Here is a 15,910-nt window from a genome sequence, read left to right as displayed (position 1 = left end):
TTCATATCAGAATTCGACATACTCTGCCGCCTCTCCGACGCTTCTGTCGAAAAAGCGCATATCCAACAGCACGACACACTTAATCGGTTCAGAAATTGAAGATCATCGACGTTTGCGCCGCGACGAGATCATACCCACTAGGCAACAACCGAGACGGAGAATGTTTTCGATCGCCGACATTCACAATGACCGCAAGAACGACAGGTCCTCATGGCGGAGCCACACGGCCCGTTCGACATCATCAATAAAACTGAAACGCTTAACTAAAACCACGGTGAATCAGTATTCCAACATCGTTCGGCGAAGCATGCCTTCGACGCCGGATTCTCCGCCGCTCCGCCGGCGGCATACCGCAAACCTCTCTCAATCCCAGCCCGCAAGACAGTGCCCACATACCGTACGTCGCTCTCTCTTAGTGTGATCACACTAACAAATGGAGTTGTTGGAATTTCAACGGTTTCGGGCAGTCTGGCTCGTTAGTGTGATCACACTAACGATCACACTAGGGGGAATAGAAAAAGGCTGTCGTCCCGCACATGAGTATGTACGGGACGACAGCCGAACAGCCTTGACAGGCTTAGCTCACGCGGCCAAGCTTAGGGCCGCGCCCAAATCACTGGACCTGGGTACGAGCGATCTTGCCGTTGAAGGACTCAGCCTCATCGGCATCCTTGGCCGGGCCGTTGTTCCAGGAGAACATGGCGCGCAGCTTCGGGCCGACGGTCTCCAGGTGCGGGTGAGAGAACTCTTCCTGCAGCTTCTTGAACTTCGGAGCGCCAGCGGCCTGATCATCCATGAACTCCTTGGCGAAGGAGCCGTCCTGAATGCGCTTGAGCTGGTACTGCATGCGCTTCTTGGTTTCGTCGGTGATGACGGTGGAGGTGTAGTCGCCGTACTGAGCGGTGTCGGAGCAGGACCAACGGGCCTTGTTCAGACCACCCTCGTTGGCGAGGTCCACCAGCATCTTCAGCTCGTGGAACACCTCGAAGTAGGCGATCTCCGGCTGGTAGCCAGCCTCGGTCAGCACGTCGAAGCCAAGGTCGCACAGGTGGTTGATGCCGCCCATGAGGACGTCCTGCTCACCGAACAGATCGGTCTCGGTCTCCTCGGTGAAGGTGGTCTTGATGGCGCCGGCGCGCAGAGCGCCGAGAGCCTTGGCGTAAGCCAGGGTGATGGCCCAGCCGTCACCGCGCGGATCCTGCTCCACAGCCACAACCACCGGGACGCCACGACCAGCGGCGTACTCACGACGCACGATGTGGCCCGGGCCCTTCGGGGCAACCATGAACACCGGGTGATCCTCGGTGGGCTTGATGTAGCCGTAGTGGATGTTGAAACCATGAGCGAAGGCCAGAGCAGCGCCCGGCTTCAGGTTCGGCTCAACGTCCTTCTTGTACACGGCGGCCTGATACTGATCAGGCAGAAGGATCATGACGATGTCGGCCTCAGCCACGGCCTCCGGCACGGACTTGACCTCGAGACCCTGCTCCTTGGCGAACTCCACGGACTTGGAGGTCGGGCGCAGGCCGACCACCACGTCGACGCCGGAATCACGCAGGTTCAGCGCGTGAGCGTGACCCTGGGAACCGTAGCCGAGGATGGCCACCTTCTTGCCTTCGAGCACGGACAGATCGGCGTCCTTCTCGTACCAGATAGTTGCTGCCATGATTGGCACTCCTTTATATGTTGGTGATTGCCGAGCAATGGCGTCCGGCAATCGGTTGAGATTGCTGACGGCCTTCGGCGAGAAGGATTGTGTCCTAGACGTTGAAAGTCATCGATCTGGGAACTATTTCTAGTCCTCCAGAGGCCGGCATAAAAGTCGGCGTCCAAATATTGAATTGTTTTTGCCCGGGTTGCGGACTGGGGTGGGAACGGTTATGTGAGCGTTCGCATACGTGACCATGCACGGTCATGTACGTGCGCGATTTTCCCATCGTGTGGCTTGCTGTTCACCCGCCCCCGTATTGAGTTTCCCCGATCGGAGACGGATGAGTCAAGCACCAAAAATGACTTTTTGGTGAACTTATTTGACTTATTTGCGACGGTGAAACTTAGAACGGGGACTTCACTTGGTGAAGTCGACGTTCGTGCTGAGCCGTCAAACAGGGAGTCCAGGGGACTCCCTGTAGGCGAAGGGAGCGCGACCCACGAGCGCGACGGTGAAACTTAGAACGGGGACTTCACTTGGTGAAGTCGACGTTCTTAGTTTCACGGCACGACAGCACCGCGACGAGGCAGCACAGGGCCATCACGCCGAGGTAGATGCCCACGGAGTGCACACCCCAGTGGGAGCTCAGCCAGGTGGCGATGGTCGGCACGAACGCCGCGCCGACGATGGCGGCCAGGTTGTAGCCGATACCGGATCCGGAGTAACGAACGTTGGCGTCGAACAGCTCGGGCAGGAATGCACCGATCGGGCCGAACGCGGTGCCCATCAGCGCGAAGCCGATGCACAGGAAGGCCATGTTGGCGACGAAGTTGCGCTGGCCGACGATCTCACCGTTCAGCAGGAACGGGAACAGGGCGGCGAACACGACGAGCAGCACGGAAGAGGTGACGATCACGCGCTTGCGGCCGAACTTGTCGGCGTTCACGCAGGAGATCACGATGAATGCGGCGAACACGCAGATGGCGATCATCAGCATGAGCAGGTATTCCTGGTTGGTGAAGCCGAGGCTGCCACCGCCTTCGCCCTTGGCCTTGGTGCCCCAGGCGAGGGACCACGTGGCGAGCGTGTAGAACAGCGTGTAGGTGACGGCGACGAGGAACGTGGCCTGCAGGACCTGCTTCCAGGACTTGCGGAACACCTCGGTGAGCGGGGACTTGACGACCTTCTTCTGCTCCTGGGCCATGCGGAAGATCGGGGTCTCCTCCATGTGGACGCGGACGACAAGGCCGACGATCACGAGGATGGCGCTCAGCAGGAACGGCACACGCCAACCCCAAGCGAGCATGGCGTCGGAGTCGTTGAAGGACTCAAGCACGAAGTAGGTGCCGTTGGACAGGAAGAAGCCGATCGGGGCGCCCAGCTCCGGGAAGGAACCGTAGAGCGCGCGCTTGTCCTCAGGAGCGTTCTCGGTGGCGACCAGAGCCGCGCCGGACCACTCGCCGCCCAGGCCGATGCCCTGGATGAAACGCAGCAGGCAGAGGATTGCGACCGCGGCGATGCCCCACTGGCTGTAGGTGGGCAGGCAGCCGATGAGGAACGTGCCGACACCCATGGTCATCAGCGAGACGACCAGCGTGGTCTTGCGGCCCATGCGGTCACCGAAGTGGCCGAACACGAGGGAGCCGAGCGGGCGGGCGATGAACGCGATGGCGAAGGTCAGCAGGCTCATCAGCAGGGCGACCGTGGGGTTCGCCTTGTCCGAGAAGAAGATGTGCGGGAAGTAGTTCGCCGCGGCGGTGCCGTAGGCGTAGAAGTCGTAGAATTCGATCGCGGTGCCGACCATGGAGGCGGCGATCACGGTCTTGACCGAGTCACGCACCATGGTGGCGGGATTCGCGGCCTCGGCCGCGACAGTCTTGTCGACTGCTGTCATTTCTAATCTCCTGTTAATCACATACGCGTGGGACGTGGCCGATCTGCCACGACGCACGTTCGCGCCCGTATGTGTGAGTGATTTCTCTTCTGTTCTTTGTGACTTTGCTGAACGATTTCGCCCGGTATAGAACTGCCGAGCATGAAAAAAACCCGCTTTCGGCAGGGCTAAAACAGATTTTGTCCGTTCGGGCCCCGCCAATCGTTGGCGTGCTCGAACAGTGTGAATGCCGAATCAGTCCGCCAACGAAGACGGAATAATAATTCGGCCGGACACAACGGCAAGCGCGGTCATTCCGTACATCATGGCGAACCTCCCTTCGGTATCAAAGTCATTTCCACGGGCCTTTCGACCCGAACCACTTGTGAAGATAGGCCTGCGGCGGCGCAGATGCCAGTGAGCGGTCACTATGTGGACGAGTCACGGGTCAGCATACGGCCGCAAATGCCCAAAAGCATTGTGGGAGTAAGGGAAACAGAGAAAATCACAGGAAAAATCAGTCCTCTGATGACGCACGGGACGATGCACGATGGGAGCCCAATGGCAGTTCCGGCGGCCGGGAGATCATGAGATACATCGTGCCCAGAAGGATGATCAGCGCGGCCGCACCGACGGCGTACTGCCATGCGTGCCGTATACGCACCGGGGATACGCCGGTCGACGTCGGCGCGGCATCGTCCGTGCGTACCGCCGACACGAGCAGACGATGCGTGTTGACGCCGTACGGCGTGCAGGTGACCAGCGTGACGCGGTCCTCGCCGGGTGTGATCTTGAGCTGACTGACGTCGTCCGGCTCCACCACACTGATGCGATCCACGCGATAGTACAGGGTGTTGCCGAGCACGTCGAGGTTGAACGTATCGCCTTTGCGTACTTCGTCGAGTCGTGTGAACAGGTCGGCGGTGACGAGTCCACGGTGGGCGGTGAGCACGGCATGGGAATCGGTGCCACCGACGGGCAGCGACGTGCCGTACAGGTGGCCGGCGCCCGACGACAACGCCTCGTCGGATGTGCCGTGATAGATGGGCATGGTGGCGTCGATGGACGGGATGGTGAGGCTGCCCATGATGCCGTCGCCGATGTTGACCAGACGGTTGTAGTCCTCGTCCTTGGCGGATTGCTCGCCCTGATCGGCGGCGATGACCTCGGCGTCGGTTCGCTGTGATTGCCCTGACTGCGTGGCTTTGGACACGGCGGCCTGCTGCAGTTGGATGGCCGCGTACGGGTCCTGAATGGCGCCGAGTCCGTCCTGACCGTCCTCGGCAAGCTGATGATTGTAGGCGCGGGCCTCCTTGAGCGCGCGCGAGGATTGTTCGCCGGTAAGCCGCGATGCGGCCTGATTGGCCTGCTCCGCCGTGTGCTGCTGTTGGCTGTCGGCCTGCATACGCGAGGAGACGAGCCAGCCGGCGAGCGCGACCACAATGGCAAGAAACAGCACCGCCATGATTCCGGTGATCCATGCTCCCCCGCCCGGTTTGCGCGCGGCGGTCTGCCGTGCGCCGGCACGCGCATCGGTTTGGGATGCGTGCGGACCGGGACGGTCGCCCTTGCGGGCGGGGGAATGCGGATCAGCGGGAATCATGGCGCTTATGGTTGTCGTCGAGTGTCAGACTCGCATGATCACATGCGGGCGACGCGACGGTTGCGGATGGTCTTGGCGGCGAAGAACACGCTGCCGGCGGCGGCCAGCACGATCGCGGCCGTGATCACGCCGATGCCCATGCCGCCGGTGCTCGGCAGCTGGGTGACGTTGTTCACGTTGGTCACGGTGACGTTGTTCTGGTCCGTGTTGTTCACCAGATCCCAGGTGGTGTCGGTGTAGATGGTGTACTTGCCAGTTTCGTAGACCTCGACCTCGAAGCTGGGCTTGATGTTCTGGTAGTAGCCGTTCGGGACCACGGTCTCGGAGACCACGTAGCGTCCGGCACCCAGACCGGAGAAGCTGATCACGCCGTCCTCGCCGGAGGTTGCGGTGCGCAGCGCGGTGGTGTCGGTGGAGTCCTTGAGCTTCAGGGTGAAGGTGGCACCGGCCAGGGCCTTCTTGGTGTCAGCTCCGATCTTGGTGAACTGGAAGCCCTTGAACACATTCACGGAGGCGCTGGCGGACTCGGTGGAGGCCACGGCGTCGGCGGCACCGTACTCGATATGCGCGGTGTTGGACACGGTGCCCACGCCGGCGTCGTTGTACTCGGGTTCGGCGGTCACGTAGCCCATGTAGGTCACCTTGACGGCGGCACCGGGGGTGAGCTTATCGACGTTCTTCAGTGCGATCTCGAAGGTCTTGGTGCCGTCTCCGACGGTCTGGCGGCGCGGAACGGTGACGTTGGCGGCCGGCAGGTTCTCGTACACGGGGTTGCCGTCGGCGTCCACCTTGAGCTGGCCGTTCTCGTCCACGGACTGAATCTGGGCGGTGAAGCCGTTCGGGGTGGTGGTCAGTCCGGCCTGCGGCACGTCGACGAACTTGTAGACGTAGCCGGCGGTGGCGTGCTTGGGCAGTACGCCGGTCAGCGTGTAGGTGATCCAGTTGGCATCGCCATTGCCCGGAGCCTTAGACACCACGGAGACGGACTTCTTGTCGGCGGTCTTGGTCGGGGCGGCCACCTTGTCGGTTTCGCTCGGCTTGACCTTTGCCACACCAAGCGTCACGTTGTTCAGCGTGGTCTTGCCGGTCCAGGTGGAGCCCACGAGGATCGGGGAGCCGAGCTGAGCACCGTTGGCGTCGGTGTCGGTGATGACGAACCAGCCGGCGTTGCTGGCGACGTTGCCGAAGTTGAATACGGCTTCGGTGGCGCCGTCCGCACCGGTTACGGTGGCGGCGGGATCGCCGAGGCCATCGGCGGCGACGTACTTTTCGGTGAACAGACGGACTGCGGTGGCGTCGTTCGTGCCCTCGGCGGTGCTGGTCCAGCTGGACAGCCATCCGGCCGGGTTGCCGGTGTATGCGGCGGGCAGGGTCTTGACCTTGTCGGCACCCACGCCGCCGGCTTCGTTGGCCGCGGCCTCGGCGGTGGTCTTGATCAGGTCGGCCTTGTCGGTGACGGTGGCGAGCTCCATGGAGGTGATGTTCGTGCCGTCGGACTTGACCTTTTCAAAGGTGGCCAGCTGGTAGGCCTTGAACGTGTGGCCGGCCACCTCGCCGCTCAACGTGATTGTGGCGTCATTGTCCGCGGCCTGCGCGGTGCCCGCGCCGAGCGCGAAGCAGCCGAGCGAGATCGCTGCGGCGGCCACGCCCGCAAGGGTGCGGGAGACGATATTGCGCTTCATCTGATTCCTTTCCTCTATTCCGTCAGATGTCTGTTCCCCCACGGGCCGCCCGTTCCGATTGCGGTCGGAACGGGCATGACGCCCGCGAAAATCTGTGTGGCAACGATGAGGATCGTGCCCCGGCCCGGGGATCCGGGTGCGGGACACGATTCATCTGGTTGCGTATGCGGTTCAGTTATGCGATCTTCAGTTATCGTGTTCGGTTATGTCAGCCCTTGTGGTTGGCCACGGCGACCCAGCTGATGACCGGGTCGGCACTCACGCCGCTCACCGTGAGGGTGACGGTCTGGTCCTTGTCGACCTTGATGGTGCTCGTGGAGGTCACGTCGGGCGCATCGCCGGACAGATCGGCGTTGCCGTTGGCGAGTTCGGTGCCATCGGCGGCGGTCACGACGACCTTCATGTTGCGGCTGACGCCCCACCACTCGTGGAATCCGGCGGACAGGTCGTACGTACCGGCCTTGAGCGGCAGGTAGTAGATCGTGGACTTGCCCTTGCCTGCCCACAGGCCGGTGGAGGACTTGTCGTTGATGTCGCCAGAGCCGTAGGTGTTCTGGCCGTCCGGGTTGTAGCCCCAGGTGGAGCCGTCGGACGTCTGGTCCACCTTGTCGTTGAGCAGACCCTTCACCGCGGACTTCACGGCCGTGTACTCCGGGGAGTCCTTGCCGTTGGTGCCGGAATCGATGAAGTACTGCACGCCGTCGGGGATGACCTCGACCTCGGTGGAGAACACGGTGTCGTCGGCCTTTACGCCGGAGACCTTGACCCTGCTGTAGTCGGCTGCGTCGGCCACGGCGGAGGCGGCGGACTTGTCCCAGGACTTCACGTCGAAGGTCAGACCGTCCACGCTGATCTGCTTGGGCAGGTCAGTGCCCTTGACCACGGCGGTGGAGAAGCCGTAGTCGGCGACCTCGGCCACGCCGAGCCAGCTGATGACAGGCTTCTGCGCGTTGCCGACCTTGGAGACCACGTACTTGACGGTCTGGTCGGTCGGTACGGTGAATTCGACGGTGCCAGTCAGGTTCGGGTTGGCCTTGCCCAGCTTCAGGTTGTCGCCGGTGGCGAGCGTGGTGCCGTCGGCCGCGATCACGGCCTGCGCGGACTCACGGTTCTCCTGGCCCCACCACTCCTGGAATCCGGCGGTGAGCTTGTACTTGCCGGCCTTGAGCGGCAGGTAGTAGGTCACGTCGTCATCGTCGGAGTAGAGGCCCGTGTTCTGCTTGTCGTTGATGTCGGTGTTGCTCTTCACCTTGATGGCGTTGGCGTCATAGCCCCAGGTGGAGCCGTCGGACGTCTGGTCCACCTTGTCGTTGAGCAGACCCTTCACCGCGGACTTCACGGCCGTGTACTCCGGGGAGTCCTTGCCGTTGGTGCCGGAATCAATGAAGTAGGTGGTGTTGGCCGGAATCGCCTCGACCTCGATGGTGAACTTGTACTTCGAGCCATCGACCTGCTTGTCGGTGGTCACGCCGGAGAGCTTGACCTTGCTGTAGTCGGCGGCAGAGGCCAGCTTGGACTTGGCGTCGGAGTCCCACGTCACCGCGGTCTCCTTGCCGTCCTTGACGGCCAGCTTGGTCGGCAGGTTGGCCACGTCGGTCTTGACCACGGCGAGTCCGGTGAAACCGAGCTCCTGCACCTCTTCGGCGATGGAACCATCGGTCAGGTTCTGGCGGGCGGTGTCGAGACGGCTGATGATCGCGTTCATGCCTTCCACGTCGAGACCGTAGCCCACCGGATCGGCGAGCGCGGCCTTGGCGTTCTCCAGGTTGTTGGCGAAGATCGCCCAGCTCTTGGCGCTCCAGTCCTCGGCCTTGAGGTCGGCGTAGGAGTCGACCGCGGTCTTGAGGGCGGTGGTGTCCACGTCGCCGGCGGCGGTGTACTGCACCACGCCCACGGTGTCGACGGAGATCGCGTTGTCGTCGGCGGTCTCGATGGTCACCGTGTGCTCGCCGTCGGGCAGACCGCGCAGGATGTACGTGGTGTACATGCTGCCGGCCGCGATGGTGGCGGCGGATGCGGCGATCTGCTTGCCGTCCACGGTCACGTTGAGCTTGGCCTTGCCGTTGTTGGCGCCGTTGATGTCAAGACCGGTGCCGGTGAACGTGTAGGTGAGCTGCGCGCCCTTGCCGGTGGAGTTGGAGATGGAGCGCTTGTAGACGTACATGCCCTGGCCGTTGAGGTGCTGCCACTTGTCATTGTACTGGAGCGCGGGGGTGGCCACGTCGTCCCAGCTGCGCATGTGCATGTTGTCGATCAGGTCGGTGTAGTAGGGCGTGTAGCCGTCAAGGGTTTCGACCTTGAGGTTGTCGTACTGCACGTTGGTGTAGCCGCTGCCGAGCTGGATGCGGCCGGTGGCCTGCTGCTTGTCGTCGGTGACCTGGGTCACCTGCACGCCGTTGACATACGCGGTGTACACGTTGCCGGCCACCTGCACGGCGATGTTGTTCCACACGCCGGTGCCGGCCTTCCAGTTGACGCCTTCGACGTCGGAGAGATTGCCGGAGGCGAGCTTGGAACCAAAGCGGTAGAACTCCCAGGTGCCGTCGGACTTGACGCGGAGCTGGGCCGCGGAGACATTGTTGCCACCGTTGGTGCCACCCTGTTCGCGGGCACCGATCCAGGCGTAGCCGTCCTGTTCGAACAGCACGTCGACGGAGGCCTTGTAGTTGGCCCAGCGGTTGTCGCCGATCGTGGTGATCGGGTCGCCGCCGTTCCACGCGCCGCCGTTCCAGCCGCCGTCCTGCATGCCTGCGGACAGCTGCTGGCGCAGTACGTAGTTGCCGTCGGACTGCTTGACGACCTCGAACGCGCCGTTGGTGTCGTTCGTGTACAGCGGGGTTGCGCCGGTGTCGCCACCGCGGGACTTGAGGAAGTCCTCGGTGATGGTCTTGCCGGACTTCGGATCGTAGGATTCCACGGTCTTGCCGCTGTAGTCGTAGTCGTCGGCGTACAGGGTGTTGTCCCAGGTCACGCCGTTCTGGTCGCCGCTCTCATCGGTGTCGAGCACGGCCTGATCGGCGCCGTTGGTGTATTCCTTCGACGCGGCGACGCGGCTGCCCTGTCCGTCCTTGGCGGCGAGGCTGCCGTCGGCGTTCTTGGTGGCCTTGTCGAGCGTGGTGGCGGTGGCGATGGACCACGGCGCGACGGTGAACGTGTAGTAGCCGTCGGCGTCGGCCTTGGTCTCGGCCACGGGCTTCATGTAGTTGGAGGCGTAGCTGCCGGAGGTTCCGGCGCCCTTGGTCTCCCACAGTTCCATGGTGTCGCCGACGTTCATGTCGACGGCCTTGATCTTGTAGGTCTTGGTGTACTGGCTGTCGTTGACGATCACCGTGGAGAAGGCGGACTTGTCCGGTGCGGCGAGCGTCATGTAGCTGGTGGCACCGCCACGGGACGCGTTGGATCCGGTTCCACGTCCCGGCGGGTTGCCGTCGGTGATGTCGCTGCGGGATGCGGCGGGGATGCCGCGCCAGATGCCGTCGGCGTCCACGTCGTCGGCGTTGCTTTCGTAGCCGGTCTTGGCGAATCCGGAGACGTGTTCGAGCACGCTCATGCCGGTGTCGTAGTAGAGCCAGCCGCTCCACGGGTCACGGGCGGAGACCAGTTCCTTGGAGGAGTACTGGAAGCCGTCGTAGAACGAGCCGATGGCGGGCTGGTAGACGAAGTTGGTGCGGCGGGACTGGGTGAAGCCCTTGACGAAGGTGTTCGCCATTTCGAGCGGCGAGTTGATGCCGCCGATGCCGGTGCCGGACGAGCCGTCGTACTTGCCGTTGTTGGTGCCGTTGCCTTCACCGGAATCGAGGTTCAAGGTGTTGTTCGGGCGGTCGGCGCCGACGGAGAACGTGGACTGGGCCTCGGAGTTCCAGATCTCCTTGTCGTACTTGTCGGCGAGGGTCTTGAAGTTGCTTCCCTGATCGGCGGTGTTGTAGTGGTAGCCGGCGATGTCGACGGCGTTGCGCAACGCCTCGTCGTTGATCATGTCGTCGCCGAACGATCCGGTGCCAACCTCGTCGGAGATGATGGTACGGATCTTGTGGAAGGCCTCCTTTTCGGCGTCGCTGCTCCATGCGAGCACGTCGTTGCCGTCAAGGTCCTTGGTGGTGCCGGCGCCGATGAAGCCGACCTCGTCGGTCTTCACGCGGTTGGCGAAGTCCTTGGTCCACGCGAAGTTCGGTCCGGATTCGTTGATGTGCGGGTTCACGGAGTCGACCATGTAGCCGTACTGGCGGTACACGGCGAGAATCGTGTTCTTGTACCACTTGTAGACGTCGTCGTTGCTCTTGACCCAGGCGGGGCTGCGCCAGCGCAGGATGCTCACCTTGACGTTCGGATTGACCTTCATGGCGTCGGCGGCCAGCTGGAAGCCGGGCTCGCGGGCCACGTTCGGGTATTCGTCGGACGAGCGCATGGTGGCCGCGTTCGGACCGGTGGATGTGTTGCGGTCGTTGCCCATCTCGATCTTCACGGTGTTCATGATCGGGTTGTCGCCGCCGAACAGCGTGTTGATGAGATCCCAGTAGGCTTCGGGGTTCTGGGCCTTGTAGTCCATCAGCAGGGCGCTGGTGGAATTGGCGCTCAGCACACCGAATCCCTTGAAGGTCAGACCGTTGCGGTTCTTGGCCGCGGCCGCGACGTCGCTGCCGTTGACCGTCACCTCGACCGGGTCGGTGGGTGCCGCCGATGCGGTGCCCACGGCCACGAACGGTGCGAACATCGCCACGGATGCGATGGCCACCGCGAGTTTCTTGGGAGAGGAGAAACGCTTGGGCTTATTGCTCATACGATCCCCCTCCCCTGCTTGATATGCGTACGCATATACTTCACCTCCTCGTGTAGGGCGAAGGCGCCTCCTCATTGTGCCTTCGTCTTCCATTACGATCAGAGCCGATCAACCTTAATCGCCAATAATCGTTACCGTTCAGAATAGCCGCAATATCCATGCCCGCGCAAACCGAACAATGTCGTTGTGCGCTCAAAATCCCACGCATTGCAAGGGGAATGGAGATGCAAGCCGAGTCGACCGGATATGCAGATCCAATCAAATACAGTCATATTTGCGCAATCACAATAGGATGTGCCACTCTGCCGAACAGACCGACGCAACGCGCGTTGTGTTCCGGAACCATACGCTCGAATTCACCAATTATCAGAAATGATCAACTTTGATCTCATTTAATTGTACAATTACTGACAGGATGTTCGCGCGCACAACGGACCACCCGAAACGGGAGTGCGCGCAACGATGTGACGATGCATGACGGCCCAAAGGAGGGACGATGACGTTCGACGTGCACAGCACGTTCGGTGCACAACTGACCGACGGCGAATCCACATGGATCAACGAGACGACCGACCGACTGGTGGAGAAATTCGCCGCCGAACGCGAACGCGTGGGCGCGCAGATTCCGTATATCGCACACGACGGCCGCTACGAGGAGAACATGGCCGAGGTGTTTCCCGGCTGGTGGGTGAACGGATTCTGGCCCGGCATCCTCTGGCAGATGACCGTCGCCACCGCATGCCTCGACCGCACGTCGGCCGCCAACGCAGACCATACGGACCATGCCGCACACGGCCGTGCCGCCAACACCGCGCCCGACCCGCCGTCCGCCGGCGCCAACGTCACCGACACGAACACGGCACCGATCCCGCACGGCTCCAACGCCACACCCGCGACCGGTATGCTGTTCGGCCGGTCCGAGCGCGTCCACGTCTCCGACCACCCCGCCGACCCGAAGGATCTTCTCGCTAATCTGCGCGATGCGGAACAGTCCGGCAGTCTGGCGCATCTGCCGTCATGCTCGTTCGCGTTCGCCGCACCGGCACGTGAGATCGAGGAGACCGTGCTCTATCCGGTGCTCGCCGACTACGAGCGTGTGGATCACGATCTCGGATTCGTCTGGCTGCTGTCGGGCGTGGCGGACTGGCGCATCACCGGCAGTCCGACCGCCCGCATCCACGCCCTGCACGCCGCCACCATGCTCGCCGGGCGGTTCAATCCCGTGGGACGGTTCATCCGCGCGTGGAACGAGCCCGGACGGGAAGGCTGGGCGATCGTCGATTCGCTGATGAATATGCCGCTGATGTTCTGGGCGAGCCGGGAGACCAACGATCCGCGATTCGCCGCCATCGCCCGCATGCACGCCGACACCATGCTGCGCACGATCGTACGACCCGACGGATCATGCAACCACATCGTGCAGTTCGATCCGGAAACCGGCGAATTCGTGGGCGCGCCCGCCGGTCAGGGGTACGCGGAGGGCTCGTCGTGGAGCCGCGGCCAAAGCTGGGCGATCTACGGATTCGCGCTCATGTACCGGCACACCGGCGACCGACGGTATCTCGACGCCGCATGTCGCGTGGCCCGCTATTTCGTGGAACAGGTGACGGTGACCGGCGGACTGGCACGATTGGATTTCCGTCAGCCCGACGAGCCGCTCTACTACGATGCCATCGCGTCCTGCGTGGCGGCCGACGGACTGCTCGAACTGGCCCGCGCGCTCAAGGAATGCGCGGAACGGCAGTCCGAGGAGACCGCAGTCGATGACACTTCGACCGACGAACCCGCGCCCGCGCTCACCCCGGATTGGTGCCTCGCCAACTCGCTGACCATGCTGCATGCCGTGGACGACCGCGCCTGCGACTGGGACGCCGACCGCGACGGTCTGGTACAGCTATGCTCGGTCGAATATCACGATCCCGAACGCATTCACATCCCGATCGTGTACGCCGACTACTTCTTCCTTGAGACGGTGCTGCGACTCAAAGGCATTGCGGCGGATCTATGGTGGTGACGACGATCGCTGACGACCGGCTGGAGCCCGTCAGCGATCGGCTTTGATCATGGAAAACAGCACGACAGCCGCGGCAATCATAACCGTGGCGACGCAGAACAGCCACGAGTAGCCGCCCAACACCACCGCGACGGCACCGGCGATCGCGGACAGCACCACGCTCAGCGTATTCGTCAGATTCAGCACGGCGAGATCATGACCGGCGTCGGACGGATCAGGCAGCACCGTCATGCTCATCGCATGATCGACGGCGTTGTACAGACCGTAGCCGAAACCGGCGATCGCGGCGAACAGCCACATGCCAAGCGCACTGGGCAGGATCCATGGAAGGATCACGCCGATCAGGCACAGCAGACCGCACACCATCACCAGATTGCGACTCACATCGAACCGATCGACCAGAGGACCGACCACGAGCGCGGCGACCAGCGATGCGGCCAATGCGATCACGGCCATCGTCGCGATGACAATGGCGACCGGCAACGACGCCGGCGCGGACGTGACGAACGCACCCGGCCCGGCGATCACGCTGGCCAACGAATAGTACTTGAGCACATACAGCTCATACATGGGGATGATGCCGTAGCCGGCCATCATCAGCGTGCGCGCCACCAGCAGGCGGTAGTAGTCGGGCGCATGCCGCGGCGGACGGAAATCGGCGAGCAGGGCGTGCATGTCGAATCGCACGTTGGCCTGTTCCACGCTGGAGGGTTCGCGCGGCCAGATCAGCACGACGACGATGCCGATCAGCGCGAACAGGATGGCGGACGGGGCAAAGACGGTACGCAGCGCGGACAGATCGGTCGCGCCGGCACCGAAGACGTCCGTATCGACACCGGATGCGGCGAGGATTCCCGCGCCGACAAGCAGACCCAGCATCTGGCCCACGGCGATGCCCGTACCGTACCAGCGCGATACGCGGCCGCGGACCTTGTCGGGCAGACGGTCCGCCATGGCCGCCACGAATGGGGCGAGCATCATGTTGTAGCCGAGCTGCATGCCACACCAGGCGAACAGCATCGCCGGGAACGCGTGCGCGGCCCCCAGCAACAGCACGAACAGCGCGGTGAGCACGCCGCCAGCCACGATCCACGGAGTGCGACGGCCGAATTTCGTGCGCGTGAGATCGGACAGCGCACCGAACAGCACGTTGGAGATCAGGGCGACGATCGCGCCAACCGCGTTGATCGCGGCGAACATGGACTCGCGGCCGGCGGGATCGATGCGGTCGAGCATTTCGGGGACCACGACCGATCCCAGGGCCATCCACGGGATGGCGCAGAGCACGGCGCTGAGCGTGAACGCGATGGTCAGACGCGTGATGTCGAGTTTGCCCGGACGCGTGCCGTCGGCGGCGACCATCGGGTCGCGCATGTCGAGGAACGCGGAGTTCGGGTCGGGCACAGCCGCGTCGATCGAAGCGACCGATGCGGCGGCAGCCATGGGGGCGGCGGCCTCGGCGGCCAGCTTGGTGGATTGCACGGCGGCCTCGGTACGGCTCGCCTCCGGTTCGGCGGACTCGGGCAGCACAGCCAGACGCGCGATCGCCGCCTTGTCCTCCGGCGTCAGCACCTTGTCCGGATCGGGTTTGTCATCGATGCCCGGACGCTTGAAATCCTCGTTCATGAATCGTCCCTTCTCATTCCCACACGTCAGTCGATTACGTGTGCCCACACAGTCGCGTACATCGCTCGCGAATGCGGATTCCCTACTTCCGATTCGCATATTAGACCGTGCATAGGAACGGGAAATGAACGTATGAACGCTGACGGCACAGAGGCGATGCGGCAATCACACGATGACGACCGGCGGTTCGGACAGCAGATCGGTCGTCTGGCGCTCGCCCACCGATGCAATTCACCGCACAACACGGGCCCATATGGACGAAATCCGGAATTCGTAGTGGTTTGCGGACGGAATTCGGCCCCGAAACGTCCGTAACCCACTACGAATCGCGGATTTCGTCTTGTTCAGCCCGTAATTGCTCAGCGCCAGCGCTCGATACAATGGGAATTGTCACCGGCAGCAGGCAGACTGCGCCGCAGAACGCCGTTCCGTCGGAGGGTACGGCCGGCAACGGCAGATTGTGAGGACACAATGAGTCGAATACGTCGCCCCGATCAGAAACGCGGATGGGTCAAGGTCGCCACAATCTGGATCGCACTGATCGCCGGCATCGTCATATATTGCACCACCGACTGGCATTGGCTGTCGATCATGCTGGTTCTGGGTGCCATGTTCCTCGGATTCTCCGCCACGTCCACACCCGTCGGGCGCAACGATCACGACTGAGGCGGACGGATACCTGCC

General features: G+C 62.8%; 8 protein-coding genes. 2 read left to right on the top strand and 6 right to left on the bottom strand.

Annotation, left to right across the window (positions count from 1 at the left end; all coding sequences use genetic code 11):
* Nucleotides 1-613: 613 nt before the first annotated feature.
* The 5 genes from ilvC to EP30_RS06340 all read right to left on the bottom strand — a co-directional run bounded on the left by ilvC (nt 614) and on the right by EP30_RS06340 (nt 11,586).
* Nucleotides 614-1,666: a ketol-acid reductoisomerase gene (ilvC, locus tag EP30_RS06360; RefSeq protein ID WP_140557096.1), complete on the bottom strand. Its 1,053-nt coding sequence runs from the start codon at nt 1,664-1,666 to the stop codon at nt 614-616.
* 517 nt (nt 1,667-2,183) lie between these two features.
* On the bottom strand, nt 2,184-3,545 hold the full coding sequence (locus EP30_RS06355; RefSeq protein ID WP_140557093.1) for an MFS transporter: 1,362 nt from the start codon (nt 3,543-3,545) through the stop codon (nt 2,184-2,186).
* Nucleotides 3,546-4,041: 496 nt separating this feature from the next.
* Entirely contained in the window at nt 4,042-5,127 is a 1,086-nt protein-coding gene (locus tag EP30_RS06350) for a class C sortase (protein WP_094664109.1), read from the bottom strand.
* A gap of 38 nt (nt 5,128-5,165) precedes the next feature.
* Nucleotides 5,166-6,809 carry a SpaA isopeptide-forming pilin-related protein gene (locus tag EP30_RS06345; RefSeq protein WP_140557091.1) on the bottom strand — a complete coding sequence of 548 codons (1,644 nt, stop codon included), beginning with the start codon at nt 6,807-6,809 and terminating at the stop codon, nt 5,166-5,168.
* Nucleotides 6,810-7,017: 208 nt separating this feature from the next.
* On the bottom strand, nt 7,018-11,586 hold the full coding sequence (locus tag EP30_RS06340; protein ID WP_140557089.1) for a family 16 glycoside hydrolase: 4,569 nt from the start codon (nt 11,584-11,586) through the stop codon (nt 7,018-7,020).
* A 496-nt stretch (nt 11,587-12,082) separates the two neighbouring features.
* Between EP30_RS06340 and EP30_RS06335 the strand changes: the two genes are divergently transcribed.
* A complete protein-coding gene (locus tag EP30_RS06335) occupies nt 12,083-13,600 on the top strand; it encodes a glycoside hydrolase family 88 protein (protein WP_219846798.1) in 1,518 nt (505 codons plus the stop codon).
* A 30-nt stretch (nt 13,601-13,630) separates the two neighbouring features.
* On the opposite strand, the gene EP30_RS06330 is transcribed toward EP30_RS06335, so the two are convergent.
* A complete protein-coding gene (locus tag EP30_RS06330) occupies nt 13,631-15,226 on the bottom strand; it encodes an MFS transporter (protein WP_181160826.1) in 1,596 nt (531 codons plus the stop codon).
* Between the two features lie 471 nt (nt 15,227-15,697).
* Here EP30_RS06330 and EP30_RS06325 point away from each other — a divergent pair, with 471 nt between their 5' ends.
* Nucleotides 15,698-15,892 (top strand): hypothetical protein, encoded by a 195-nt coding sequence (locus EP30_RS06325; protein WP_140557084.1) that lies wholly within the window; start codon nt 15,698-15,700, stop codon nt 15,890-15,892.
* Nucleotides 15,893-15,910: the final 18 nt, after the last annotated feature.

Source organism: Bifidobacterium sp. UTCIF-39, assembly GCF_006408715.1.
GTDB classification, from domain to species: domain Bacteria; phylum Actinomycetota; class Actinomycetes; order Actinomycetales; family Bifidobacteriaceae; genus Galliscardovia; species Galliscardovia tissieri.
This window is presented reverse-complemented; position numbering and strand designations above follow the sequence as displayed.

Bases quoted from the DNA above. Each gene is read 5' to 3' on its own strand.
- ilvC (WP_140557096.1), bottom strand. From the start codon at position 1,666: ATGGCAGCAACTATCTGGTACGAGAAGGACGCCGATCTGTCCGTGCTC.
- EP30_RS06355 (WP_140557093.1), bottom strand. From the start codon at position 3,545: ATGACAGCAGTCGACAAGACTGTCGCGGCCGAGGCCGCGAATCCCGCC.
- EP30_RS06350 (WP_094664109.1), bottom strand. From the start codon at position 5,127: ATGATTCCCGCTGATCCGCATTCCCCCGCCCGCAAGGGCGACCGTCCC.
- EP30_RS06345 (WP_140557091.1), bottom strand. From the start codon at position 6,809: ATGAAGCGCAATATCGTCTCCCGCACCCTTGCGGGCGTGGCCGCCGCA.
- EP30_RS06340 (WP_140557089.1), bottom strand. From the start codon at position 11,586: ATGAGCAATAAGCCCAAGCGTTTCTCCTCTCCCAAGAAACTCGCGGTG.
- EP30_RS06335 (WP_219846798.1), top strand. From the start codon at position 12,083: ATGACGTTCGACGTGCACAGCACGTTCGGTGCACAACTGACCGACGGC.
- EP30_RS06330 (WP_181160826.1), bottom strand. From the start codon at position 15,226: ATGAACGAGGATTTCAAGCGTCCGGGCATCGATGACAAACCCGATCCG.
- EP30_RS06325 (WP_140557084.1), top strand. From the start codon at position 15,698: ATGAGTCGAATACGTCGCCCCGATCAGAAACGCGGATGGGTCAAGGTC.